Here is a 23,832-nt window from a genome sequence, read left to right as displayed (position 1 = left end):
TGATGAAAGCAGTTGTACTGGAAGGTGCCTGTGCACCTGAAGAACTAAAAGTACGGGAGGCTCCCATTCCCGAAGTTAAACCAGGCTGGGTATTAATCAAGATCAGAGCATTGGGCATTAACCGCTCGGAAATGTATACAAGGCAGGGGCATTCACCATCCGTTCAATTTCCACGGATCATTGGTATTGAGTGTGTGGGGGAGATCGAGGACGCATCGGACAGCACTTTCCAAAAAGGACAGCATGTCGCTTCTCTGATGGGAGGGTTGGGGCGAGAATTTGATGGAAGCTATGCCGAGTATGTTTTGATTCCTTCAGAGCAGGTGTATCTCATTCCTGGTGGAATGGAGTGGACTACGCTCGCTGCCATTCCAGAAATGTATTACACGGCATATGCATCTTTATTTGAAAGTCTTCAATTAACTAAAGGAGAAGTGCTTCTCATTCGAGGCGGGACCAGTTCCGTTGGTCTGGCTGCCCTCCAGCTTGCCAAAAGTGTAGGAGCCACCGTTATATCGACCACTCGTGACAGCGGAAAGCTGACATATCTTCAGCAGGCGGGTGCGGACCTCGCATTACTTGATGATGAACATTTTACGAATAAAGTAGTTGAAATTGCTCCAAATGGAGTGAACAAAGTGTTGGAATTGATCGGGACGGTGACCTTGAAGGAATCTTTGAAATTGGTCTCAGAACGAGGAATCTTATGTATGTCAGGCATATTAGGCAATGAATGGACCCTCGATTCCTTCGAACCATTGATTGATATACCAACAGGTGTTTTCTTTACGGCTTTTACAAGTGAAGTTATTAAAGAAACGGTGCTGGTCGATCTATTTAATCATATAAAGGACCATGCACTTATTCCGCCCATTGCTAAAGTGTTCAAACTAGAAGCAATAGCAGAGGCTCATCTGTTAATGGAGAGTAACTCAGCAAATGGCAAAATTGTAATCACGAATGAATAGGATGTGCCTAAAAGAAAAGGAAGAATAAAAATGAATTTCAATCCTAAAAAAACAGCATTATTAATTATTGATTTGAACCCAGAGATGGTGCGGATTATGGATATCAAGTGGTTATTGCAACGGATGGAACCTCAACTATTAGGGAGGAATGGCAATACTATGCAATGAACAACGTGGCCACTAAAATGACAACTGAAGAAAAAATTGTCCGAGGACAAGAGCTTGTTCCTATTCATAGGAAGGTTAATTGAATTTTGTCACATACTTCAAGTATGCGAACGATAAAAAAAGTAAGGTTGACTTACAAGATTTAAGACATGTTACAGTCTCTTTGTTTACAAAACGTAACATCATTCAATGTGGATAAAAACTAGAACTTCAGACTTCATTTAATTCGTTAAAGCTAGTAAAAACACAGAAAAAAAAGAAGAGGTCGAACCAGTAGGTTCTGGTGACCTCAAATACGTTAGATTAGGTTGTTAATTCATGAGAGAAATATACCGGCTAAAGAATAGGGATCTTGTTATGCCTGACAGACATCCAATACAGGTAACGATCTATTCTTTTGCGCTATGTGACAACAATTGCTTCAGATTGTCATCAATAAATTGATTATCGGCACTGTTGATTCCACGACCGGCAAAATGGCCCCATTTCGATTGTATTGGGTTAAAGGTAGCGTTGGGTATGCGCTCAGCTTCGTATTCATTGTCGTCCGCTGTGCAGAAGAGATCCGTGCTCCCCGGCATGATACAGGCAAGAGCTTTTATGCTCTGAAGTGCTTTATCAAAGTCTCCGTTATAGGAAGGGTTGGCACTAATATCTGCATGTTGGCCTGTCCATAACATGGACAGAACATTGTGCGGATCCATATTCATAAAGCTCTCTTCCCAGACACCAGCTACAAAATCCTCCAATGTGTCAAATCCCATCTCACGATAAAGCTCCTCTCTATAAAACGCATGCGATAGTCCCCATCCTGCATAGACCCGGCCAACGGCGCGCATGTCAGTAGAAGTCAATTGGTTTAGTTTACTTGAGTCGAAGCGGACTGCAGATAGCAGGGAAGCTTTTACACCTTCCAGAACTACATATGTGTGAGGCCAAGGTTTGGCGATTCCCCCGAAAGGTGCAATTCGTTCGACCATCTCTGGATAACTTGCACCCCATTGAAATGCCTGAATGCCGCCCATGGACCACCCTACGACGAGAGCAATCTTTTGAATGCCGAATTTCTCGGTCAGCAGTTGCTGCTGAAATCTAACGTTGTCATAGATGGTTACCTGTGGATAATGAGCTCCATCGAATGGATGAGGTGTGTTACTGGGAGATGAAGATAGTCCATTGCCCAGCAAATTTGGAACGATAATAAAATATTTCTCTGGATCCAATGCCATCCCGCTGCCAATTAGCCATTCATTTTGAACATGCTGATCCCCAAAAGCCGTTGGATAGACGATAACATTATCTTTCTGTCCATTTAATTTTCCGTACGTTTTATAAGCAAGAAAAGCGTTTGGTAACGTCACTCCTGATTGTAAGATTGCATCACCCAAATTAAAAATTTCATAGTCCATCGTATGGTCGCTCCCTTCAAAATGAAAAACCACATGTCACTGTGATCTCTTGTGCTCAGTATAGAGCCATGATACCATCAATAAAAGTGAATAGAATTCAAGATAGTATTCAATATAATTGAAAGATGAAGGGGGAGCATCGGATGGAATTGCGTCAACTGAATACGTTTTGTACGGTTGCAACAACATTAAATTTCACGCGGGCAGCAGAAGTGCTGAGCTACGTTCCTTCCAACGTCACGATGCAAATTAAAGCATTGGAAGATGAGCTAGGTGTTCGCCTCTTTGATCGGCTGGGCAAGCAACTCGCGCTCACAACTGCGGGTAAACGCTTTTTAACACACGCCCAAGGCGTTCTTGACAAATTGGAGGAAGCTCGTAGTGCTGTTCATGACAATGAAAATCTAAGTGGCACCCTAACGATAAGTGCCAATGAGGTTATTTGCTCCTATCGGCTTCCGCCTGTCTTTCAACGGTTTCGTTCGCAACATCCGGGAGTTCGTCTGATCTTTCGCTCAGTTCCAAATCAAGAGCTCAAGCAAACGCTTTTTGAGGGAACCACGGATATTGTTTATATGTTGGATGAACCCATTCGCTCGAGTGGACTTTCCGTGGAACCGCTGCTGGAAGAACATTTCAGATTGTTAGCTGCTCCAGATCACCCGCTCGCCAAACGAACTGTGCTGCAATTGGAAGATTTTCATGAAGAAGTGTTCCTGACCAATGAGAAGGGTTGTCCATATCGAACGATGTTTGACCGGTCATTCGAGAAAGAAGGCGTTGATAGCATTACGTATTTAGAGTTTCAAAGTGCTGAAGCCATTAAAAAATGTGCGATTTCTGGAATCGGTATTGCCTTTCTTCCTGAAATCGTCGTGGAAGCTGAAATTGAACGCGGAGAACTTGTTGTCCTTCCATGGGAAATTCCGGATTTGCACGTGTATACACAGATGTTGTGGCATAAAGACAAGTGGCTTTCACCAATCATGTTATCTTTCATTGAAGCAGCAAGGGATGTTTTTCGTTTACAGAATGAGAATAAAACCATATAGCCTATGTATAAAAGAGGCATCAAGAAGTATTCTGATGAATTCTTTAATGTAAACAAATCCAAATTCCACTTCAGTTAATCCATTTTCTCTACATATTTTTAATAGTATATTGAGGTAAATAAAGTGATCATTCACTTTGATAAATCCGAAACTGCTTTGTCGGTAATATTTTATGGCTTCGTACGGGTTGTAAAACCATCGAAATATGGGAGTTTAAAACAGATGTTGAGCCGTAGTTAGTTTTATGAAAGGAAGTTATAGGTGTGAGTATTTATTACGATTCAAGCAAAGAGGATATCACTAAGGATGCACTCCAGGAGTTATTTCTTTCGGTAGGATGGGAGTCTGGCAAGTATCCAAACGAGCTTTTACAAGCAATCGGAGGGTCTCATTCAATTGTTACCGCTTGGGAGGGAGGAAAGCTTGTTGGTTTAATAAATGCTTTGTCAGATGGTGTTTTAACGGTATATTTTCATTATATGCTTATTAATCCGAGTTATCAGAGTATAGGTATAGGTAAGGAAATGATGAATATAATGCTTGATAGATATAAAGGGTGTAAAACAAAAGTATTAATTTCTTATCCTTATGCAGTGGATTTCTATAATAAATTGGGTTTTAATACAGAGGATGGAGCTACACCAATGTTTATCTCAGAGTTGATATGAGTGAACTAACGGGGAACGTTAGCTCAATAAAACTAAGAAGAAGGCATCAAAATGATCAGAGAACGGGAATATTATATTAGAGTGATGATGTCTCATTAAGCTATCAGCAGGTTAACGTGGAAACATATTTCTCATAATGCAATTCCATGTTATGGTAATATAGTGTTAGATTTAGCGAAAGTGTACAATGGTGTGTAAACGAAATGGCTGAAAAACCGTTTGTCTTTCTAGCGTGTATAATATGTTTTATCGTTAAGAATGGAAGAATGTAAATAGTACATATGGAGGTAATTAAGTTTGAAATCTCACTACTATCTCAGTTGGTTTAATGATTTCTTTCCAGAGAAGCTGGTCAAATTGTTGCATGAGGATATAACAGACAGAAAATCGCTTGTTATGATTAGCGCTGATCCGTCTGGTTATACAGGTGAGCAAATTAACTTTGATGATGTTTCTGAATGGACATGGTTGAAGCAGGCTAATATTATTTTTGATGAATATCATTTCATTGATTACCGCATGCAGAAGGAAGATGCCCGGCGATTCATTCAAAATGCTTCTGTCATTTTTTTGTGCGGTGGATATCCTGCTTTGCAGAACGATTTTTTGGCCGAATATGAGTTATCGAATGTTATTAAGAACAGCAATGCCGTTATAATGGGTGCCAGCGCCGGTGCGTTAAACATGGCTGCAAAATGGTTAAGCTTGAATAACACTGATGAAGTTGAAACAAGTACTATTTATGATGGTATTGGCTTTGATCATTTTGCCTATGAATCTCATTCTCAACGCGACTACGCCACGTTTGTTCAAGGCTACCTGTTACCCTTGTCTGAAGAGATTGATGTTTACGCGGCAGAGCAGGAGAGCGCTATACGTGTAAAGGACGGCAAAAAAGACATAATGGGTCCTGTATATTTAATTTCCCACTCAAAGATTCAGAAATTAGTTGAGACGCTCTAATTAGGGTGAGTGGCCGTGAACTAACAGAATTAATTCCTTTTATGTATAAAATCAAGGCTTACAGTGAATCAGCTCAGATCTCCTCTCTATGCTCGGAGGATGCTATCTGCTCATTTTATTGAACTAGCGGGAAACTTTAGTTGAATAGCCCGAGTCTAATACTTTATTTTATTTGAATACAAGGAAAAAATCCCTTTTACAATCATTGTCAGTACGTTATAATACAATCACCAGGTGGATTACCCAACATAAAAAGTGAAATATTGTAATTATTTAGTGAAGTCCTTATTACATAATAGATATCGGAGGAGGTGTAGTTATGGTCAAGAAGAAAATTTCCAAAGCCCTCAGCGCAGCTTTAATCGTTTCTATGCTGGCTACTGGCGTAATAGTCGCTCTTCAAGGTCAAACAACGTTTGATGTAGCGAAGTCAGCAGGGGATAAAAAGGTTGAAGTTATTAAATAAAGTTAATTTATTTACCTCAGCTTGGTTAACTCAGCTGAGGTTTTTTCATTATCATTATGCATTGAAAAAAATGTAGACCTAGATGGAGTAAGAATAGAAAAATAAATTGTAGGGTGACAAAAACATTACATAAAATGCTCCAAAAAACGGTCGTTAATCTAAAAATGAGATCGACGGTTTTTTTGTGTGACCGATTTTTAGATGGAATAAAAATGAAGGAAGCATAAAATACGAAGCAAAAGTAGTAAAAACCAACCAGGCTGGGAAGCCCTCAATTGGGAGAAAGCGAATGCTATGAGACTATGGAAAAAAGGCAATACAATGAGTAGACATCAACAAGAACTCCATGGGGAAAATAGAGGGAGATGAGCGTATTGTATCTAAAAGCATTTGATCTAGATTTACCTTATATAATTGATGATGAAAATGTTGAATCAATAATGAAAGAAGAAAATTGTGAATATGACGATGCTACAAAAAAGGATTACGAGTTAGATTGGATATCGAAACGGCGTTCATTTAGATTGGAGACGCGCTGTATAACTGCTATGTTTGAACGTTTATTCGGAAAACAAAAAACGAAAGATTGTTGGAAAATTCTTGTGGATTGCGTTGAAAATATTTCGGATGAGAGGATTATTAATGATTCAGGAGTCTGTATAGTACAAATCAAATTTAATTTGGATGACTTCAGCGTAAAAAGTGAGACGGAGAAAAAAAGAACGACGCTCCAACTGCTTATGAATGGAATAGAAAAACTGGTTTTGGATAAAAATTGGGATGTTACACCATTTAAAGAGATTGCCCTGAAAATTGAAGAGTTAGGGTATGTAAATGAGTGGGTCTGGAAGAAAGTGATCAAGAGTCCTAAAAAGAACTACAGTGCTAAGGTTATTTGTCAACACAATGTAGAAAGCATGGATATATATCTTTCTATTATGCACCGAGACGGGACACAAATACTGTTAGAAAAAGTAATTTCAGAATTTCCAGATGAATTTGCATATGCTAGACATCTAGGTGAGCTTAAATGGATATCTGATTCTGAAGTTGCTTTAATTGATGAAGATAATGATGGGATGGTTTCAATAAATCTAGAGAAAGCAAAATAAATTATTAAGGAATCTGCAACGCGATGGGGGGCAGGGAGACTGCACTGCTGTCGGGGGACAAGAACATAGTCCCATTGAAGTCGCTATTTTAGCGGCTTTTTTTATGTTATCGGTGCAAGTTCGTGTCCCAAGCCAAGGAGCTAATCCCTTTAACGAATGGTTGTTCATATTCTCGCTTCCTTCCTAATCCTGTTTTCAAAAGTTTTAAGCAACGGGATAACACGTGAGTCAGTGGACTTAAATGAGCAACTCCAAAATACATCCCTTTAATGAAATTTGTTCATATATGAGAAACTGGAGTATGATGTGGGAAGGCAATTCTGATAATCACCATATAAATAATTTTATATTTATTGTTAACCATACAGGTAACGAGTTAGCAAAAACCCAATGTTTTTCTTTTTAGCTATGGTTCAAAAGGGTTGTCCTTTGAAATTTCCTGTAAAATTAATGCCACATAACTTCCTTGAAGGGGGACATCTGTTTTGGATGAGCAGTTTCTAGATTTATTGGCCCAGAAATATGATACGGAAGAAAAAATTATAACAGAGATCATCAATCTTGAAGCGATCTCCAATCTCCCGAAGGGAACCGAGCATTTTGTCAGTGATTTGCATGGGGAGTTCCAGGCTTTTCAGCATGTACTAAGAAACGGTTCGGGTACCGTCAAAGAGAAAATCAAAGAAATATTCCGGGAGGTTTGGACGGATCAAGAAATCAATGATTTTGCGGCGTTGGTTTATTATCCGGAAGAAAAAATACAGCTGGTTATAGGGGAACTGTGCAATAAACAGGCTTTGAACCAGTGGTATAGACAAACGATTGAACAAATGCTTAAGCTTATTTCTTATGCCTCTTCCAAGTATACGCGCTCGAAATTGCGTAAAGCTCTGCCGGAGCAGTATGTATATATTGTAGAAGAGCTTCTATACAAGACGGATTCGACCAACAATAAGGATCCTTATTATGAGGAAATATATCGGCAAATTATATCCTTGGGCCAGGCGGACAAGCTCATTATCGGCCTTGCTTATACAACCCAGCGCCTGGTGGTTGACCATCTTCATGTGGTTGGAGATATCTATGACCGGGGGCCGGACCCCGATAAAATTATGGATACGTTAATCAACTACCATTCTGTAGACATTCAGTGGGGGAACCATGATGTCCTCTGGATTGGTGCCTACGCGGGTTCTCTGGTCTGCCTTGCGAATATTATCCGGATCTGCGCCAGATACGACAATCTGGACATTATTGAAGATGTATACGGAATCAATCTACGCCCACTGCTAAACTTGGCGGAGAAATACTATGAAGACAATTCGCCCTTCAGACCTAAGCTACAGGCTGGCCATAACGTATCGGAGCAGGAAATTCTGCAGATCACCAAAATTCACCAAGCCATTGCCATGATCCAGTTTAAACTTGAAATCCCGATTATCAAGAGACGTCCATACTTTAATATGTCTGAAAGACTTTTGCTGGAGCAGATTGATTACGAGAAAAATGAAATTAATATCTGTGGTAAAACGTACCTGCTGGAAAACACCTGTTTCGCAACAGTAAATCCGCAGAATCCTGAACAATTGCTGGAGGAAGAACGCCAGGTGATGGAAAAGCTTCTGTTCTCCGTTCAGCATTCCGAAAAGCTGGCCAGACATATGAATTTTCTCATGAAAAAGGGAAGCCTTTATTTAAAATACAACGGGAATTTGTTAATCCACGGCTGTATTCCTTTGGATGAAGAAGGAAATATGGAAGAAATGCAGATTGAAGACAAGACATATGCAGGCCGTCAATTGCTTGATGTTTTTGAAGATTATTTGCGTTACGCCTATGCGCACCCGGAAGAGACAGAAGATCTGGCGACGGATATGGTATGGTACATCTGGACAGGGGAATGTTCCTCGCTCTTTGGAAAGAGAGAAATGACCACTTTTGAACGGTATTTTATCCAAGATAAAGAAGCACATAAGGAGAGAAAGAATCCTTACTACCATTTACGTGAAAATGAAGAGACCTGTCGAAAAATCTTGCTGGAGTTTGATTTGAATCCGGACCATGGACATGTCATTAACGGCCACACGCCAGTCAAAGAAATTCGTGGAGAGAACCCTGTTAAAGCAAACGGAAAAATGATCGTGATTGACGGCGGTTTTTCCAAAGCCTATCAATCCACAACGGGCATTGCCGGATACACCTTGTTGTACAATTCCTTTGGCATGCAGCTCGTCGCCCATAAGAAATTTAATTCAAAAGAAGATGTGTTATGTAACGGAATAGACGTGTTATCTGTAAAAAGATTAGTGGACAAAGAACTGGAGCGGAAGCTGGTGAGGGAAACCAATGTCGGGGAGAAGCTTCTGCAGAAAATCTCAAATTTGAAGGATCTACTAGAGTATCGCTACATGAAATGAAACGATTGCTAAAAGTACACACCCGGATCAACCGTTTGAGTGCAATTTGACGTAGACGCTCGTATTGGGCAGGGAAGTAATAATACCCTGCCTGTGCGAGCCTTTCTTTTTTTACAGAGCGATTTAACACGAGGCAGGGGATATTGAAAGGCGTAATAAAGGTGCCGATGGAAGAAATCGATGCGTTTTTTTAAGTGGAATAGATTTTGTGAATACCCTCAATTCGTTTGGTTAACTCGCTTCTTACATGTTCAGGCTCGATACATTCGCATTTGTCCCCAAAGCTAAGTAAATGAGTATATCCATGGTCATTTGGAATGAAGGGGAACTTTGCTATCCACTTAGCACCTTCATATAAGCGAATGTTGTTCTCTCCACAGTACTCGCTCATATAAGGAATAAGTGATTGGTCAAAAAGCAGAGTTAAATGAATGATTTCTTTCTCCGTAATATCTAAAACCTCGTCTTCGATTTGTCTTTTCCTAAATGTATCATGGTGAGTAACAAGAGAAGAAATGCGGGAAACCTTAAACATTCGGAACCCCCCTTTTTCTGTACAAAATCCTTGCATATACCACACTGAATTCTTCAATACTAATCGGCAAGGCTCAATGGTGAGTTCCAAAGGAGTCATACCTTCAAAAGGATCTAGATATTCAAATGTAATTAAGCGGTCCTCTTCAATTGCGGTTCGAATTTGCCCCAATTCAGGTGGTTTGACATGAGTACTTCCGAACCAAGGTGAAGGATCTATTGCTATTAGTTTATCTACCAGTCGATTTTCATCTTCCGAGATCAAAGATTTCACTTTAGCAATGGCATTCAATACTTCGTCGCTAGAAACAGTCGAATGGATACTGTTTAATCCAAGTATTAAAACTAGTATCTCCGCTTGAGTAAAGATCTTCTTCTCAAATTTGTAACGTTCCATAATACTGAAGCCCCCATTCACACCAGGGGCAGAGGTGATTGGAATTCCGGCTTTGGTAATAGTTTCGATATCTCGAAAGATAGTACGAGGAGTGACCTCAAACATTTTCGCTAATTCAGAGGAACTCACTTTTTTACGTTCTAACAAAAGTAACACTATCGATAGAATCCTTTCAATTTTCATGGAGATCCCCCAAAATTTTTAATCTAATTATGACATAAAGATGTCATAGTTTCACCTGTAATATATAGTAAGTATGAAGCAGTTAACAAAAGAAATGGAGAAAATGTATCTATGAAATCAATCGCTGTATTCTGTGGTTCCAAAGAAGGAAAGTCTGCAATATACAAAGAGGCTGCAATAGAACTGGGTCATGAACTAGCCAGACGAGAAATCACCCTGATTTACGGAGGTGCTATTACTGGGCTCATGGGAGAAGTTGCTGATGCAGTGTTGGAAAAAGGGGGCCGTGTAATTGGAGTGCTTCCTCATTTTTTACAGACTCGTGAGATTGCGCATAAAGGTTTGACTGAACTTATTATGGTCGATTCTATGCATGAACGTAAAGCCAAAATGGCTGAATTAGCAGATGGATTTATTTCACTCCCGGGGGGGCCAGGGACGTTGGAAGAATATTTTGAGATATTTACTTGGGGCCAGCTTGGCCTGCATCAAAAGCCTTGTGGTTTATTGAATGTTAATCAGTACTTCGATCCCATTGTATCCATGTTTAATGTTATGGACCGAGAACGTTTCATGCAACCGAACGTTCGGGATATGGTCTTAATAGATCAAACTCCGGAAGGGATACTTAATCAATTTTCAATGTATACTGCTCCTCCTGTCAGAACGTATCTCACGGAAAAACGTACTTGATTAACTATGCGTGTGAGGGATCGAGGGTTTCAACTGATGGGGAAATCCACAATTTGCTCCATGCAAAGTCTTTTCTATATACAACGGCGGTTGTTTGTATGGTATGTCCCGACCCCCCTGAAAAATTGCACAAAAATCGGTCTTTCCTACGAAAGCATCAAGAAAATCATTTACTCTAAAAAATAGATTCACTTGTAAGTCACATCGAGCTTTCCGATGTGGCTTTTTGTGTAGAGTTTGATTCTGAATCAAATTCAGTATATTTTCTATCAGCACCTTTTGTTACCATAAAAGTAAAGGGGTGAGGTTAAATATGGATAAAAAGATTAAACGACTATACACACAAGATATATTGAGACAGTCCGCGCAATGTTTTGGAATACGTGAAGACTCCATTTTCGAATTAAATGGGTTTCAAAATTTCGTTTATTCCGGGGTTATTGGAGATCGAGAAGTTATTTTAAGAATTGCCCATGTCACACATCGAAATGAATTATTAACAAGAGCGGAACTAGATTATATCATGTTCCTGGCTGAACGAGGAATGAAAGTAGCGAGGCCCATTCAGTCTTTATCCGGGGATTTTATTCATATCATTGACGAGTCCTTTGTTGTGACAGCTTTTGAGAAAGCACCCGGCAGAAATGCAGTAATAGCCGAGGAGAGCAATACGTTTTATGAGAATATCGGTCAAATGGTCGGGAAAATACATAAGTTTTCACTTCATTATTCGTCCCAATATTCACGCTTTGAATGGAATGATAATGCCCTATTAGCCTCATTCAAGAAGTACTGTCCGTTAGAATTACACGATAACTTTGATCGTTTAATTACTGAAGTTAGCGCTCTACCCAAGGAAAAAGATACGTACGGTCTTATTCATGGGGATATCAGCCCTGGAAATTATCTTAATGATGGGGACAAAGCTATTATTATTGACTATGACGATGCGGAATATAGCTGGTTTGTTTCTGATATTGCTACACCATTACTTTATGAAATTCCTATTCCGTGGGTTGTGTCTGGAGATGTAAGGAGGGAGATTGCAAAGCGTTACTATTGCAACTTTTTAAACGGCTATTGTAAGGAAAATACTGTGAGTCAAAGTTGGTTAAACAAAATCCCATTATTTATTAATCTAAGGCAAGCTAGAGTATTAGCCGCGTTCTATAGAAGCAGAGATTTTAACGCTCCTGATTGGAGCGAATGGGATGAGCAAGCCCGACGCTTCTACTATGAAAATTTGTTAAATAACACTCCCTATATTGATATGGACTTTTTGTGTTAACGGGTTCGATACTTTAACAAAGCCAGAAAAGGAAGGGCCATCCCATAAAGGATGGCCTTTAAAGTTGCCGTTACAGACAGCACGGAGAAACCGTAATAAGTGTGATTCTAATTAACAGCATAGAACCTAAGAGTTATAGATTCTCAGCAAGAAGAATGTCTCTTATTAACTTTAAATGAACTGGTATGCAGATTTTTTGATTAAGCAGTCTAGATTTGATTATTGAAGTTATTAAACCCGATCTGACCTAGCATTTCCATATTACCGTGACTAAGTAACTGGTTCGCTATTCATCTTTTCGTCCTTAGCCATTGTACCTGTTCGCCTGAATTGGACATAATATAATGCAGCTACGGCAACGATAAGAATGGGAAGTGTCAGGAAAATATTGCTATATACGAAAGTTGCACTGTTTTGTGGTATCGGATTTAAGTTAATGGTCGATGTGCCCAAATCTAGTATCTTGCCGATAACAGCTGTTGATGTGGCCGTAGCAATAAAAGTGACCATCGAGAATAATCCCATCCCTACGCCGATATTCTCTTTTGAGAGTGTACGTGAAACCGTGTTTGACATTGCAATTTGCATGAACGATTGACCAAGAACACCAAAAATAAGAAAGATCGCTATAAATACTGGCGACATACCAACGACTGAAGACAAAGAGAGAAAACCGATAATAAGAAGTGCAGCTGCAGTAAACACAAGGAAACGATTTCCCTTATCATCTGCTAATTTACCGCCTTGTCGACCCAAAAGCGCGGCCATTAAAGACGACGGCAACATAACTATTCCGATGAAAACCGGTGACAAGTGGTGTACAGAAGAAAGTAGCTGAGGTGTAATGAATGGAAAGGCAAAGCCAATCCCGATCATGACGAAGGTAATAATTAGACCGAATGAAAACGGTTTGTTTCGAAATATGGCCGGGTTTATGAATGGGTTTGGAGTATAGCGTATACGTAGTACGAAAAAAATGAAAATAATAATCCCGCTTAAGGCAAGCCAAACACTTCCGTTTGTTAAAGCCAGTAACAAAATGGCTATGGTACCGGCCAGAAGTATTCCGCCAATATAATCCATTTTTCTGGAAACTCCCTTTTCATCATCTAAATATTTCCGATACATCGGCAAAGTAAGTAATGATAAAAGCGAGATTACAAATAGTACCCTCCAGTTCCATGTACTGCTTACCACGCCGGCAATGATCGGACCAATGGCCAAACCCAATGAAAATCCGATTGCAACGGTACCTAATGCACGACCGCGCCTTTCAGATGTAAAGTAACGAACGGGTACAATCATAGAAATCGCCGGAATGACTGATGCACCAGCTGCCTGTACAATTCGCCCCACAATGACCATCCAATATTCACTAGCCACTAAGCCGATGACAGACCCACTTGCAAAAAGTAGTAGGCCAAACGTCAATAAATTCTTCAAGCTGTATCTGTCTGTCAATTTACCGTAAGTTACCGAGCCAATTGCGTACACAATCATATAGCCTGTGATGATCCAACTCGCTTGTGATGAAGAAATTTGAAATTGTTTACTGATATTAGGGAGTACAATATTAAACATGGTTGCATTCATGACGGATATGATGAGTGTAAAGACAAGTAAACCAAGTAATAATTCTCCTTTATTTTTTTGAACGCTATGATTGGTTTGCATTGGAATGCCTCATTTCTATAGGATAAAACTATATTGATGAAATAACGAACCTGTATTCATTTGATGATAAAAGTTTCATCTGAATAAACCGACAATGTAATGTTTTAAATACTTCGCTGGCAGAGATGGTCAACGCTAATTTACTGAAAAGTCCTCAATGATGAGGACTTTTCAGTTTTTCTGGATATATTTTAAATTTCACTTTGTTTTTAATCTTGCTCCCACAGCCGCAAATGACGGTATGCTTCAAAATTATAATTGGCTGCTGGCAATTGGGGCATACATGATGATGTGGGTGATCGTTCAGCTTCACCACTTCCTCCGTACTTGACTCCGCATTGCATGGAGTACTTATTTTTCAAACCCTGTTGTGTGCAAAAAAAATCGTAAACACGCATAAGATACTCGGAATTTTTCATATCATTCTTTCCTATGCTTCAACATCTTGGTTTACTTGATTTCCCCTGTTGCCATGAGAACTGCTCTCCCCAGCGTATGACTCAGCATGGTGAATCCAAGGAGAGCTGGCGTGGAATTAGGGGCGACACTAATATTTTCGACGTCCAGCGCATGAACGACAAAATAATATCGATGCGGACCGTGTCCCGCTGGAGGCGCTGCACCGATAAAGCGTTCAAGTCTCAAATCATTCGGTAGTTGCAAGGAGCCTTGCGGCAAACCGCTGGAATACTCGTCACCTGCGCCTGTAGGTAGCTCGGTTACGCTGGCAGGGATGTTGATAACGGCCCAGTGCCACAACCCCGATCCAGTTGGGGCGTCCGGATCATATGCAGTTACGACAAAACTCTTTGTCCCGTCGGGTGCACCCGACCACTTCAAATGGGGCGAGAGATCTTTACTTCCCTCAAGTGTTGACATCTCCGAATAATGCTGGGTCGGTAGAGGATGTCCCTCCATAATGTCATTACTCTCCAATTGAAAGATTGCTACTTCTGGCAATTTGGAAAATGGATTGTTGTTCATTGTAAATTACCTCCTTTTATTTTCATTTTCGATAATACATTAAATAATCGATTCTGTAAATAATAATCGTTTTTATAATTCACTATCGAATTTAATGTTTGTTTTTTATTGATAACGGTGTAAACTATCTACATACAATTACGTAGAATTATAATGTGTATGAAGGAAGGTGCTGCTTCATGGCCAAAAGGAACGGTTCGTCCACCTTAAGCGAGAATGTCAGGAAGAAACTACAATCCGATATTTTGACTGGACAATATGAACCGGGTTCTCCATTAAAAGTTGCGGAATTAGCTAAAGGTTTCGAAGTCTCAGTTGCTGTTGTTCGCGAAGCGTTGACGCGATTGGCGACTCAGGGTCTGGTACAGCAAAATCCTAACCACGGATTTTCAGTAAAGACGGCGTCGGAAGAAGAACTGAACAACATCATACAAGCGAGGTTAATCAATGAATCCGAAGCTTTACGCCTATCCATCGCCCATGGTGATCTCACATGGGAATCCAATGTAATTGCCGTGCATCACAAGCTATCGCAAACGGCTGAGTACAAGGAAGTGAATGAAAAGCTTGTTGTCCGCGAAGAATGGTCCGAGATTCATCGTCAATTTCATTACGAGCTTATTGCCGCATGTCCGAATCCAGTTCTCTTGGATATCTGCAGTAACCTTTGGGATTTGAGCGAATTTTATCGACATTGTTCCCCCCCGCAACAGCAAGTCCGCGATGGGCTCGCTGAACATAAGGCATTAGCAGATGCAGTTCTTAGCCGCGATGGTGAACGTGCTACACAGATCTTTAGAGCACACATCCAACTAACCGCAGAGGTCTTATTCGACAACCAATAAGTTGTTTATAAGATTCAAAAGTTTAAATCAAAACTTATCGGTACCTGGGGAATTGGATAGAGACGGAGATACTTAATATTCGCATTAGCGATTTCTTGGTTAATCTAACTATTTTCTATGGAGGTGAGGCTATTGAAAACAATCGGGGTAGGGTTCTTATATGCATGGCTCTATGCAAAGCCAGTAAAGGATATGGCAATGCTTTGCATAGAGCTTAGGGACAATCACATTGCCAACGACAAATCGTAATATTCTACTAACTGGCTTTGCACCTTATTGATTTATTAAATAAGGAGTGAGGCTCATGAAATATTCAAATGCCGAGTTTGTTTTTCCCGAAGAACTGCTACGTATCATTCAAGAATACGTTCAAGGCGAATTGATTTATATCCCCAAACCCAAAGAGGCACACCTAAAATGGGGCGAGAAAACACAAAGCAAAAGTAGGGTCTCTGCTCGAAACGCTGAGATCAAATCCTTGTTTCGCAATGGAGTCAGCATAGAGGAGTTGGCGGCTCAGTATTTCTTGTCCTACGAAAGCATAAAGAAAATTGTTTATAGTAAGAACTAATGAAACCCGCTAAATGGTCGTATCGACGGTTTAGCGGGTTTTGTGCAAAGTTGGATTAAATCAACTTATACATAGAAACCGCACCTCTACATCGATAGACTCAAGTTAAGGTTGTTGGGATGAAGAACGGCCTGCTTATACGAAGGGGTGTAACGAATGAACGAAATCATGAAGAAGAAGCTGCTGGACAAAAATGAACTGCTAATTAACATGGTTATCGAACGCGCAAAAAAAGATTTTCTAGACGATATCGCCATTATTGGGCTTACGGGTTCATTTAGCACCGGGGACTTTCACGAGAAGAGCGATCTTGATTTGATTATTATCAACAATACAGAAAGGGGATGGGAAATATCCGATTGCTTCATCTTGGATGACGTTGGATATGACATCTATTGCACGCCATGGGATTCAAGAATACAAGAGCAATCCACACTAGAGAGTCCCAACGTATCAAGCCTAACCGAGCTCAAAATACTCTACTATGCAAAGCCTGAGGATTTGGAGAAATTGAATGACTTCAGGCAAAAAGCTCTTGATGCACTTGCAAGCCCGATAGGAGAAGCGTGTCTTAATCGAGCAAAAAAATGGATTGATCTGGCTAAGCAAGCATACAGCGATACGATGCTGAGTGAAGATATCGGTTCAGTGCGACATGCATCTGCCGACGTTCTTTACAATCTAGTCAATGCCTTGGTCAGTATAAATAACACGTGTATCAAACGAGGAATCAAGCGATATTTGGAAGAGATATGCTCGTTTCGCTATGTTCCTGATGATCTCGAATCCTTATACATGTCAGTCATCGAAGCTCATACCATTGAAGATATCCGAATAGCATCATTTTATATGTTGAATAGCGTTACAAGGTTACATAGTACGATGTGCGATAACTTCATTGTTAAACCTGCTCCTAACTTTGATAATCTGAGGGGAACATACGAAGAATTGTGGTGCAACTACTACAATAAAATCTTGAACAGTGTTACAACGAATGATGTTTCCTACGTCTTTCTTTCGGCCTTTGGAGCACAAGGGTATCTTGATGAAATGGCTGTGGAGAAGGGGATCAAGAAATTTGATCTTATGCAGTACTTTGATGCAAGTGATTTACCAGTAATGAAAGAGAAGTTCCTTGAAGTGATGGATGAATATCTAGACGAGTATGATAAGGTGGGCAGAGAAGTCAAACGCTTTACAACCTTCGAGCAACTATATAACTATTATTTAAATCATTGACCTACCTTATAAAGGGCCGTGAAGAATTAGTTTCTTTACGGTCTTTTTCATTTTGAGTTTATCTAGATGGATAACGAATCTGATGTTGAAGGTTTGTAATAAAATTCATAAAAAGTATAATAAGAGTATTACATATAAGGAGCGTGAATAGTATGCGAAAAAATACTATGACTATACAAAAGGAGAATAATATGAAAATAAAAAGGATGATAACGTTTGAAAAATATAAATATAGGGATTCTTGCGCATGTAGACGCAGGAAAGACGAGTTTAACTGAAAGATTACTTTTTGAAACGGGTATCATATCTGAAATCGGCAGTGTTGATAAAGGAAATACGCAAACAGATTCTATGGAAATGGAACGACAACGAGGAATTACCATTCAATCTGCTGTCGTTTCCTTTACGGTTAATAATGTGAAAGTGAATTTGATTGATACACCAGGTCACCCCGAGTTCATCTCTGAAGTTGAGAGGGCTTTACGAGTATTAGATGGAGTCATCCTTGTCATTTCATCTGTCGAAGGTATTCAAACTCAGACACGAGTTTTGATGAAGACACTTGCTAAATTGAAAATCCCTACAATCTTTTTTATCAATAAAATAGATCGTATGGGTGCAAGGTACGAATCGTTACTAACTGAGATCCATGATAAATTGACACCCCATGCTTTAGCAATGGGCTTTGTTAATAATATCGGTACATCTGCCGCGCATATGGAATTGTTCACGGAAAACAATCAGAAATTTATGGAGGGCCTAACAAATCGTTTAGCTGATAATAATGAACGCTTTCTCGAACGATATCTTTACAGCGCTAAAGACTTAGCCCCCGTTGACTTTGAATTGGAGTTTCTAGAACAGTTCAAACAAGCACAGCTTTATCCGGTGCTATTTGGTTCGGCAATTACTGGTGAGGGCATTCCCCATTTGATTACAGCCATACAGAATTGCCATTCTTCCGTTCATTATGAAAATACTTCTTTTACAAGAGGGAGAATTTTTAAAATTGAACGTGGAAAAAACGACGAAAAGATCGCTTACGTACGAGTTTTCTCTGGTGAAATCAAGATACGTGAGAGTCTTTCCTATTATCGGATGAATCAAACAGGAGAAATTATCAAATTTACCAACAAGGTCACGGGGTTGAAACACTTCTTTTCTGGAAAAACAACAGATGGAACAATTGCTGCATGTGGAGATATCGTGAAAATTATGGGGTTAACAGACTGCCAGGTTGGCGATGATATCGGTGTTCCTTCCAATGCAACGACTGAAACTCTGTTCTCGCCGCCTAGTTTAGTAACAACGATCAAAGCCTCTGACGAAAACGAGACCATTCATTTATTCAGAGCATTGAAAAAATTAGCCGAACAGGATCCATTTATTCATATCAAGCAGAATTCTCTTCAAAGGGAGCTATCTATTCATCTTTATGGTGAAATTCAAAAAGAAGTGATTCGGGATCAACTGAAAAAAGACGCTCAAATCGATATCGAATTTCTTGTGACACAGCCTATTTATATTGAAAAGCCTATCTTTACAGGGGAGGCAGTTGAGAGAATGGGAGACAAGGGAAACCCATTTTATAGTACTATAGGCTTTCGTATTGATCCGAATCCTCGTTCAACCGGTATTGAATATCATCTAGAAGTAGAGCTTGGCTCCCTACCTTTATCGTTTCATAAGGCAATTGAAGAAACCGTCTATGAGACGCTTAAGCAAGGACTATATGGTTGGGAAGTTCGCGATCTAATCGTGACACTTACGGATACCGCCTATGCAAGTGCAGTTAGTACAGCTAGTGATTTTCGAAAATTAACGCCTCTTGTGCTAATGAGAGCACTAGCTGAAGCAACTACTCAAATTTATGAACCCATTCATCGGTTCGAATTAGAGGTTCCTGCTAATTATCTAAGTAGGATTTTATTTAAACTAACTCAAGCCTCTTCAACCTATCAGGATCCGATTCAGAATGACCAGGTATTTATGATATATGGCATGATCCCGATTAAGAATATTCAGTCATTCAAGAACCAACTTCCGGGTTGGACCCAAGGTGAAGGTGTATTGCTATCCGAATTTTATGGCTATCAGTCCTTCGATGGTGAAGTGCCATCATGTACAAGATACGATCATAATCCATTAAATCGGAAGGAGTATCTCTTACATGTCTTGAATTCGGTGTAAGCTGAAAAAGCGAGTAAAAAGCAGCGTACAAGTGGTGTACTCTGCTTTTTCTTTGATTCATTTATAAAAGTACTAGACAGTAGAGTACCTTCTACAAACGTTTAACAGTGTTATTAGCAGAGGCGGAAATTGTTATGATAGAAATCTGGAGGCGAATGAGATGCTGGAATTAGAGTTTACTACTATAGAGGAGTGGGATGAAGCATTGTGGGCGCGGATGGAGCGAATCTATCACGAGGCTTTTCAAAGCGGTGCTAAGACAAAAGCGATTCTGCGCAGTATGCTTGACCGGGGGATTGGTTATTTACACACGGGCGTGCATCATGGAGAAGTGGTTGCGATGGCTGTTACTGGACTGGAGGGGCAGGCTGCGGACCGCATCCTGATCATCGATTACCTCGCGGTTGATCAGAAGCTGCGCGGGTTGGGCATAGGGACCTGGATGCTAGAGCAGCTCAGAGCCTGGGCGTTAAGGGAACACGAGATCAAAGGTATGATTATCGAGGCGGAGTCCGGGACAACGGAGGCTCATCAGGAACGCATTCAGTTCTGGCAACGCAACGGGTTCATCCTGACCTCCTATGTCCATCAATATAGAATGGTGCCAGAGCCGTATCAGGCAATGATGTTTCCGCTGGATAAAAGCACGCATGTGCCTGATGATGGTGAAGCACTATTCCGTTATATCAATGCTTTTCACAAGGTTGCTTACCGGAAGAGTTAGACTGCATTCAAGGGACCTGCAGGAAATTTCCGTAGAGATTAGGATGGAAGATGATTAGTTATTGACTGCATGGTCAATAACTGATATATTAATTCCATGAGCAGACCAAGAGAATTTGATGTCGATCGTGTATTACACCAGTCTATGGAAGTGTTCTGGAATCAAGGCTTCAAAGCAACTTCTTATGAGGACCTTACGCGTACCACAGGAGTCAAAAAGCAAAGTTTGTACTGTGTTTTTAAAGACAAGCGATCGTTGTTCCTGAAGGCGCTGGCACTTTACCGTGAACAGGTTATAGCGAAACTGAAGGAGATTGAAGCCCTGGATTCGTCTCCCGGTGATAAACTGGATGCCTTACGATATTCCCTTTTAGACGATGAAACTGGCTGCCAAGGGTGTCTAATTGTGAATGCATCACTCGAATTCGGAACAGATGACGAGCAGGTCACACGCGAAGCTGAGCTCATGGTAGAAGAGGTTCAACTGGTATTAGAGAAGATCATAAGTAGTGGCCAGAAACAACATTTAATTTCCAACCGGTATACGAGTATAGAGCTTGCATCTTATCTAAATAACACCATCCTGGGTGTGAGAGTTATGGAGAAATCAGGTTCATCCCGTGAACAGATCGAGATGGTTCTGCGTACTTCATTTGGCATGATCATGTCTTGATCTTTTTTTTGTGAAATTCTTGACTACGAAGTCAAAAATAATTAAGGCGGATTAATACACCACGAAACCTTGAAGGAGGTGGGGCTTTTCGATAAAAATCGTGTATTGATTCATTTGGAAGTAACGTCTAGCTGTTAACCAGGCTGGTTGCTGTTTAACATCTCCTAGGTCAACTATATAAAACTAAATATGTGGAGGTTATTATGAATTATTCTCAATCCGTAGAAGCATTGTTCCAACCCGTAGAGTTAGGTCACTTGAAGTTATCCAATCGGATCGTGATGGCGCCGATGACGCGTCAGTTTTCTCCGGACGGTATCCCGGGTTCGAATGTTGCTGGCTATTACCGCCGCAGAGCAGAGAACGCAGTGGGGCTTATTGTGACGGAAGGGACGATAATTAATCACCCGGATGCATCCAATCAAGCCAATGTGCCGCACTTTTATGGGGAAGCTGCAATGAATGGGTGGGCACATGTTGTATCTGAAGTACATGAAGCTGGCGGTCGAATTATTCCACAGATCTGGCATATGGGAGCCAAGGGTCATGTTAATGATTATTCGGAAGCTGAGATTGCTACAATCGTTCAGGAATTCGCAAAAGCAGCCTCAGAAGCGAAACGCGTTGGGTTCGATGGTGTTGAAATCCATGGAGCACACGGCTACCTGATCGACCAATTCCTGTATGAGAAAACCAACTCTCGTACGGATCGTTACGGTGGAGATATGATGGCTCGCACACGTTTTGCAGTTGAAGTGATTGAGGCTTGCCGTGAAGTAGTGGGACCGGAATTTCCGATTGTACTGCGTTTATCTCAGTGGAAGACAGATGATTATCAGGCTAAATTGGCTGAAACACCGGAATTACTGGAGCAGCTTCTCGCACCGTTGGTTCAAGCTGGAGTCGATATCTTCCACTGTTCCACACGCCGTTTCTGGGAGCCGGAATTCGAAGGGGCTGATCTGAATTTTGCTGGATGGACCAAAAAACTGACTGGCAAACCGACAATCACCGTTGGATCGATTGGTCTTGATGGTGACTTTACAAGTCTGTTCACAGAAGGTAAAGGCGCAAGTAACGTCGGTATTGATGGATTGGTACAACGACTTCAGAATGATGAGTTTGATCTGGTTGCGGTAGGACGTGCTCTTCTGGTCGACCCTGAATGGGCTAAGAAAATTCAAGAAGGACGTACCGATGATCTGCTTCCATTTACAAGAGAGGCGATGACCGTACTTACTTAATTGCAGTTATACTCATTAGGAATATGTATCTTATGAAGAATAGCAGTGACAGACCAACGTAGTGGTTGGACTGCCCCCATAACGTGAGACAAATCAAAACACCTTCGAATGAAACCTTATCGTAAGATAGGGAGATCATCTTGGAGGTGTTTTTGTAATGGCAATGTCGAGGGACACGGGCAGGATTGTTCAATAACTTCACGAGTACTTTAAAATGGATAATTTTCGTTAAGTTTAGTGTTAGCTGAAAGGTACGCAAAAATAAAATGATGAAAGGCGGATTCTATTGAAGCCAGGGATTATAGTTCTTCTTAATGGTGCTTCAAGTTCTGGAAAGACAAGCATATCTAATGAATTATTAACTCAAAGTGATATCCCATTTCAACATTTATCATTTGATAATTTTATTAATGGGCTATTTCATAGTTATAAAGATTTTATTAACAACACATATCCGAGTATGGACAATTAGTAAATCAAATTCTTGCAGATCCGTTGATTTCATTATACTACTCGACAATAAAACTATTTTCTGCGATGGGAAACAACGTAGTTGTAGATTCTGTTATAGGTAATGACAAATGGTTCAATACTTGTATTGAATTATTATCAAATCACTCTGTCATGTTCGTAGAAGTTAAATGTTCAAAGGAAGAACTTGCTAGAAGAGAACAACTTAGAGGAGATAGGGAGATTGGTTTAGCAAGTTCACAATACGATAATGTGTATAGCTTTAATGAATATGATCTTGAATTTAATACTGAAATAATGAGATCGAGTGAGTGTGCCAATGAGATATTAAATTTTATAAGATCTAATGAAGAATACACTGCTTTTAAGAAGTTGATTAAGGGGAAAAGTGTAAGTAAGTAGTTCAAAGAAGGCATATCCATCAGCTAACATCATATTTACGCTTCGGGTCATTCGGCTCTCGGTCCTGCTAAGCTAACGGGACGAGAGCTCAATAAAATCATGGAAGCAGTCGGTCATTATGATCGACTGCTTTTGCAAAAAAACAGGCAGATTATAGGGGGATTTATTCCCATTTGATTTTGAAAAGGATAACTTATTGAAAACCTGAATACCTTACGGAGAGCAGATTTATGGAAGTTAGACAAATGGCAACAGCAGTCTTAATACATCAAGAGCATGTTTTGATGATGAAGAAGGCTAATAGTAAGATTTTTAATTTTGAATTTTGGAGCGGTCTAAGGACATCTTGAGTATGAGGAACTAAGCTTCCCGATGAGAGCAAGGGTGTAACAGAGGAAACGGTGGGTTGTGAAATAAAGAGGTGGACTTTGTGTAGACAGATAGTGATCGGAATATTAACAATACTACACAGAGTATTAATGCAGGGAATTGAAGCAA

Annotated in this window: 22 protein-coding genes; 18 read left to right on the top strand and 4 right to left on the bottom strand. The window is 40.3% G+C overall.

All coding sequences use genetic code 11. The features are described 5' to 3' along the window. The first annotated feature begins 2 nt into the window (after nucleotides 1-2). Nucleotides 3-968, top strand: coding sequence for a zinc-binding alcohol dehydrogenase family protein (locus tag PTQ21_RS21965; protein ID WP_072733024.1), 966 nt, complete (start codon nucleotides 3-5; stop codon nucleotides 966-968). A gap of 557 nt (nucleotides 969-1,525) precedes the next feature. On the opposite strand, the gene PTQ21_RS21960 is transcribed toward PTQ21_RS21965, so the two are convergent. Then, nucleotides 1,526-2,545, bottom strand: coding sequence for an alpha/beta fold hydrolase (locus PTQ21_RS21960; RefSeq protein ID WP_072733023.1), 1,020 nt, complete (start codon nucleotides 2,543-2,545; stop codon nucleotides 1,526-1,528). A 143-nt stretch (nucleotides 2,546-2,688) separates the two neighbouring features. On the opposite strand from PTQ21_RS21960, the gene PTQ21_RS21955 reads away from it, so the two are divergent. The 6 genes from PTQ21_RS21955 to PTQ21_RS21930 all read left to right on the top strand — a co-directional run bounded on the left by PTQ21_RS21955 (nucleotide 2,689) and on the right by PTQ21_RS21930 (nucleotide 9,223). Next, complete coding sequence (locus tag PTQ21_RS21955; RefSeq protein WP_072733022.1) at nucleotides 2,689-3,597, top strand: LysR family transcriptional regulator; 909 nt, start codon at nucleotides 2,689-2,691, stop codon at nucleotides 3,595-3,597. A gap of 263 nt (nucleotides 3,598-3,860) precedes the next feature. Continuing rightward, nucleotides 3,861-4,265 carry a GNAT family N-acetyltransferase gene (locus PTQ21_RS21950; protein ID WP_072733020.1) on the top strand — a complete coding sequence of 135 codons (405 nt, stop codon included), beginning with the start codon at nucleotides 3,861-3,863 and terminating at the stop codon, nucleotides 4,263-4,265. Between the two features lie 297 nt (nucleotides 4,266-4,562). Beyond that, on the top strand, nucleotides 4,563-5,228 hold the full coding sequence (locus PTQ21_RS21945) for a type 1 glutamine amidotransferase family protein (protein WP_274567137.1): 666 nt from the start codon (nucleotides 4,563-4,565) through the stop codon (nucleotides 5,226-5,228). Between the two features lie 319 nt (nucleotides 5,229-5,547). Then, complete coding sequence (locus PTQ21_RS21940) at nucleotides 5,548-5,694, top strand: hypothetical protein (RefSeq protein WP_162842462.1); 147 nt, start codon at nucleotides 5,548-5,550, stop codon at nucleotides 5,692-5,694. 374 nt (nucleotides 5,695-6,068) lie between these two features. Continuing rightward, entirely contained in the window at nucleotides 6,069-6,806 is a 738-nt protein-coding gene (locus PTQ21_RS21935; RefSeq protein ID WP_274567136.1) for a hypothetical protein, read from the top strand. 485 nt (nucleotides 6,807-7,291) lie between these two features. Then, a complete protein-coding gene (locus tag PTQ21_RS21930) occupies nucleotides 7,292-9,223 on the top strand; it encodes a fructose-1,6-bisphosphatase (protein ID WP_274567135.1) in 1,932 nt (643 codons plus the stop codon). A gap of 190 nt (nucleotides 9,224-9,413) precedes the next feature. Here the strand turns inward: PTQ21_RS21930 and PTQ21_RS21925 are convergent, their stop codons facing one another. Continuing rightward, nucleotides 9,414-10,301, bottom strand: a complete 888-nt coding sequence (locus PTQ21_RS21925) for a helix-turn-helix transcriptional regulator (RefSeq protein ID WP_274567133.1) — start codon at nucleotides 10,299-10,301, stop codon at nucleotides 9,414-9,416. Between the two features lie 147 nt (nucleotides 10,302-10,448). Here PTQ21_RS21925 and PTQ21_RS21920 point away from each other — a divergent pair, with 147 nt between their 5' ends. Beyond that, nucleotides 10,449-11,030, top strand: coding sequence for an LOG family protein (locus tag PTQ21_RS21920; protein ID WP_063567475.1), 582 nt, complete (start codon nucleotides 10,449-10,451; stop codon nucleotides 11,028-11,030). Between the two features lie 313 nt (nucleotides 11,031-11,343). Next, nucleotides 11,344-12,318 (top strand): phosphotransferase enzyme family protein, encoded by a 975-nt coding sequence (locus PTQ21_RS21915; protein ID WP_274567131.1) that lies wholly within the window; start codon nucleotides 11,344-11,346, stop codon nucleotides 12,316-12,318. A 270-nt stretch (nucleotides 12,319-12,588) separates the two neighbouring features. On the opposite strand, the gene PTQ21_RS21910 is transcribed toward PTQ21_RS21915, so the two are convergent. Continuing rightward, a complete protein-coding gene (locus PTQ21_RS21910) occupies nucleotides 12,589-13,992 on the bottom strand; it encodes an MFS transporter (RefSeq protein WP_274567130.1) in 1,404 nt (467 codons plus the stop codon). Between the two features lie 450 nt (nucleotides 13,993-14,442). Then, nucleotides 14,443-14,976: a YbhB/YbcL family Raf kinase inhibitor-like protein gene (locus tag PTQ21_RS21905; protein ID WP_063567472.1), complete on the bottom strand. Its 534-nt coding sequence runs from the start codon at nucleotides 14,974-14,976 to the stop codon at nucleotides 14,443-14,445. Nucleotides 14,977-15,155: 179 nt separating this feature from the next. Here PTQ21_RS21905 and PTQ21_RS21900 point away from each other — a divergent pair, with 179 nt between their 5' ends. The 9 genes from PTQ21_RS21900 (at nucleotide 15,156) to PTQ21_RS31400 (ending at nucleotide 23,334) form a co-directional block, all read left to right on the top strand. Further along, the gene (locus PTQ21_RS21900) at nucleotides 15,156-15,821 is read left to right on the top strand and encodes a GntR family transcriptional regulator (RefSeq protein ID WP_063567471.1); all 666 of its coding nucleotides are present in this window, start codon (nucleotides 15,156-15,158) and stop codon (nucleotides 15,819-15,821) included. Between the two features lie 304 nt (nucleotides 15,822-16,125). After that, nucleotides 16,126-16,392 carry a CD3324 family protein gene (locus PTQ21_RS21895; protein ID WP_274567129.1) on the top strand — a complete coding sequence of 89 codons (267 nt, stop codon included), beginning with the start codon at nucleotides 16,126-16,128 and terminating at the stop codon, nucleotides 16,390-16,392. Between the two features lie 156 nt (nucleotides 16,393-16,548). Then, nucleotides 16,549-17,631 (top strand): nucleotidyltransferase domain-containing protein, encoded by a 1,083-nt coding sequence (locus tag PTQ21_RS21890; protein ID WP_274567128.1) that lies wholly within the window; start codon nucleotides 16,549-16,551, stop codon nucleotides 17,629-17,631. 216 nt (nucleotides 17,632-17,847) lie between these two features. After that, nucleotides 17,848-19,821, top strand: a complete 1,974-nt coding sequence (locus tag PTQ21_RS21885) for an elongation factor G (protein ID WP_274567127.1) — start codon at nucleotides 17,848-17,850, stop codon at nucleotides 19,819-19,821. A gap of 160 nt (nucleotides 19,822-19,981) precedes the next feature. After that, nucleotides 19,982-20,545: a GNAT family N-acetyltransferase gene (locus PTQ21_RS21880; protein WP_064637872.1), complete on the top strand. Its 564-nt coding sequence runs from the start codon at nucleotides 19,982-19,984 to the stop codon at nucleotides 20,543-20,545. 96 nt (nucleotides 20,546-20,641) lie between these two features. Beyond that, entirely contained in the window at nucleotides 20,642-21,217 is a 576-nt protein-coding gene (locus tag PTQ21_RS21875; protein WP_274567126.1) for a TetR/AcrR family transcriptional regulator, read from the top strand. Nucleotides 21,218-21,420: 203 nt separating this feature from the next. Beyond that, nucleotides 21,421-22,461, top strand: a complete 1,041-nt coding sequence (locus PTQ21_RS21870; RefSeq protein ID WP_274567125.1) for an NADH:flavin oxidoreductase — start codon at nucleotides 21,421-21,423, stop codon at nucleotides 22,459-22,461. Nucleotides 22,462-22,747: 286 nt separating this feature from the next. Continuing rightward, a complete protein-coding gene (locus PTQ21_RS31405; protein WP_338020286.1) occupies nucleotides 22,748-22,933 on the top strand; it encodes a phosphotransferase-like protein in 186 nt (61 codons plus the stop codon). A 65-nt stretch (nucleotides 22,934-22,998) separates the two neighbouring features. After that, a complete protein-coding gene (locus PTQ21_RS31400) occupies nucleotides 22,999-23,334 on the top strand; it encodes a phosphotransferase-like protein (protein ID WP_338020285.1) in 336 nt (111 codons plus the stop codon). The last annotated feature ends 498 nt before the right edge of the window (nucleotides 23,335-23,832 follow it).

It is taken from the genome of Paenibacillus marchantiae (assembly GCF_028771845.1).
GTDB lineage: Bacteria > Bacillota > Bacilli > Paenibacillales > Paenibacillaceae > Paenibacillus > Paenibacillus marchantiae.
Note: the sequence above shows the minus strand (reverse complement) of the source record. Positions and strands in the feature narration are given on the sequence as shown.

What these genes read in the sequence shown, in the direction of transcription:
- PTQ21_RS21965 (WP_072733024.1), top strand. Translation starts at nt 3, where the DNA reads ATGAAAGCAGTTGTACTGGAAGGTGCCTGTGCACCTGAAGAACTAAAA.
- PTQ21_RS21960 (WP_072733023.1), bottom strand. Translation starts at nt 2,545, where the DNA reads ATGGACTATGAAATTTTTAATTTGGGTGATGCAATCTTACAATCAGGA.
- PTQ21_RS21955 (WP_072733022.1), top strand. Translation starts at nt 2,689, where the DNA reads ATGGAATTGCGTCAACTGAATACGTTTTGTACGGTTGCAACAACATTA.
- PTQ21_RS21940 (WP_162842462.1), top strand. Translation starts at nt 5,548, where the DNA reads ATGGTCAAGAAGAAAATTTCCAAAGCCCTCAGCGCAGCTTTAATCGTT.
- PTQ21_RS21920 (WP_063567475.1), top strand. Translation starts at nt 10,449, where the DNA reads ATGAAATCAATCGCTGTATTCTGTGGTTCCAAAGAAGGAAAGTCTGCA.
- PTQ21_RS21915 (WP_274567131.1), top strand. Translation starts at nt 11,344, where the DNA reads ATGGATAAAAAGATTAAACGACTATACACACAAGATATATTGAGACAG.
- PTQ21_RS21910 (WP_274567130.1), bottom strand. Translation starts at nt 13,992, where the DNA reads ATGCAAACCAATCATAGCGTTCAAAAAAATAAAGGAGAATTATTACTT.
- PTQ21_RS21905 (WP_063567472.1), bottom strand. Translation starts at nt 14,976, where the DNA reads ATGAACAACAATCCATTTTCCAAATTGCCAGAAGTAGCAATCTTTCAA.
- PTQ21_RS21900 (WP_063567471.1), top strand. Translation starts at nt 15,156, where the DNA reads ATGGCCAAAAGGAACGGTTCGTCCACCTTAAGCGAGAATGTCAGGAAG.
- PTQ21_RS21895 (WP_274567129.1), top strand. Translation starts at nt 16,126, where the DNA reads ATGAAATATTCAAATGCCGAGTTTGTTTTTCCCGAAGAACTGCTACGT.
- PTQ21_RS21890 (WP_274567128.1), top strand. Translation starts at nt 16,549, where the DNA reads ATGAACGAAATCATGAAGAAGAAGCTGCTGGACAAAAATGAACTGCTA.
- PTQ21_RS21880 (WP_064637872.1), top strand. Translation starts at nt 19,982, where the DNA reads ATGCTGGAATTAGAGTTTACTACTATAGAGGAGTGGGATGAAGCATTG.
- PTQ21_RS21875 (WP_274567126.1), top strand. Translation starts at nt 20,642, where the DNA reads ATGAGCAGACCAAGAGAATTTGATGTCGATCGTGTATTACACCAGTCT.
- PTQ21_RS21870 (WP_274567125.1), top strand. Translation starts at nt 21,421, where the DNA reads ATGAATTATTCTCAATCCGTAGAAGCATTGTTCCAACCCGTAGAGTTA.
- PTQ21_RS31400 (WP_338020285.1), top strand. Translation starts at nt 22,999, where the DNA reads ATGGGAAACAACGTAGTTGTAGATTCTGTTATAGGTAATGACAAATGG.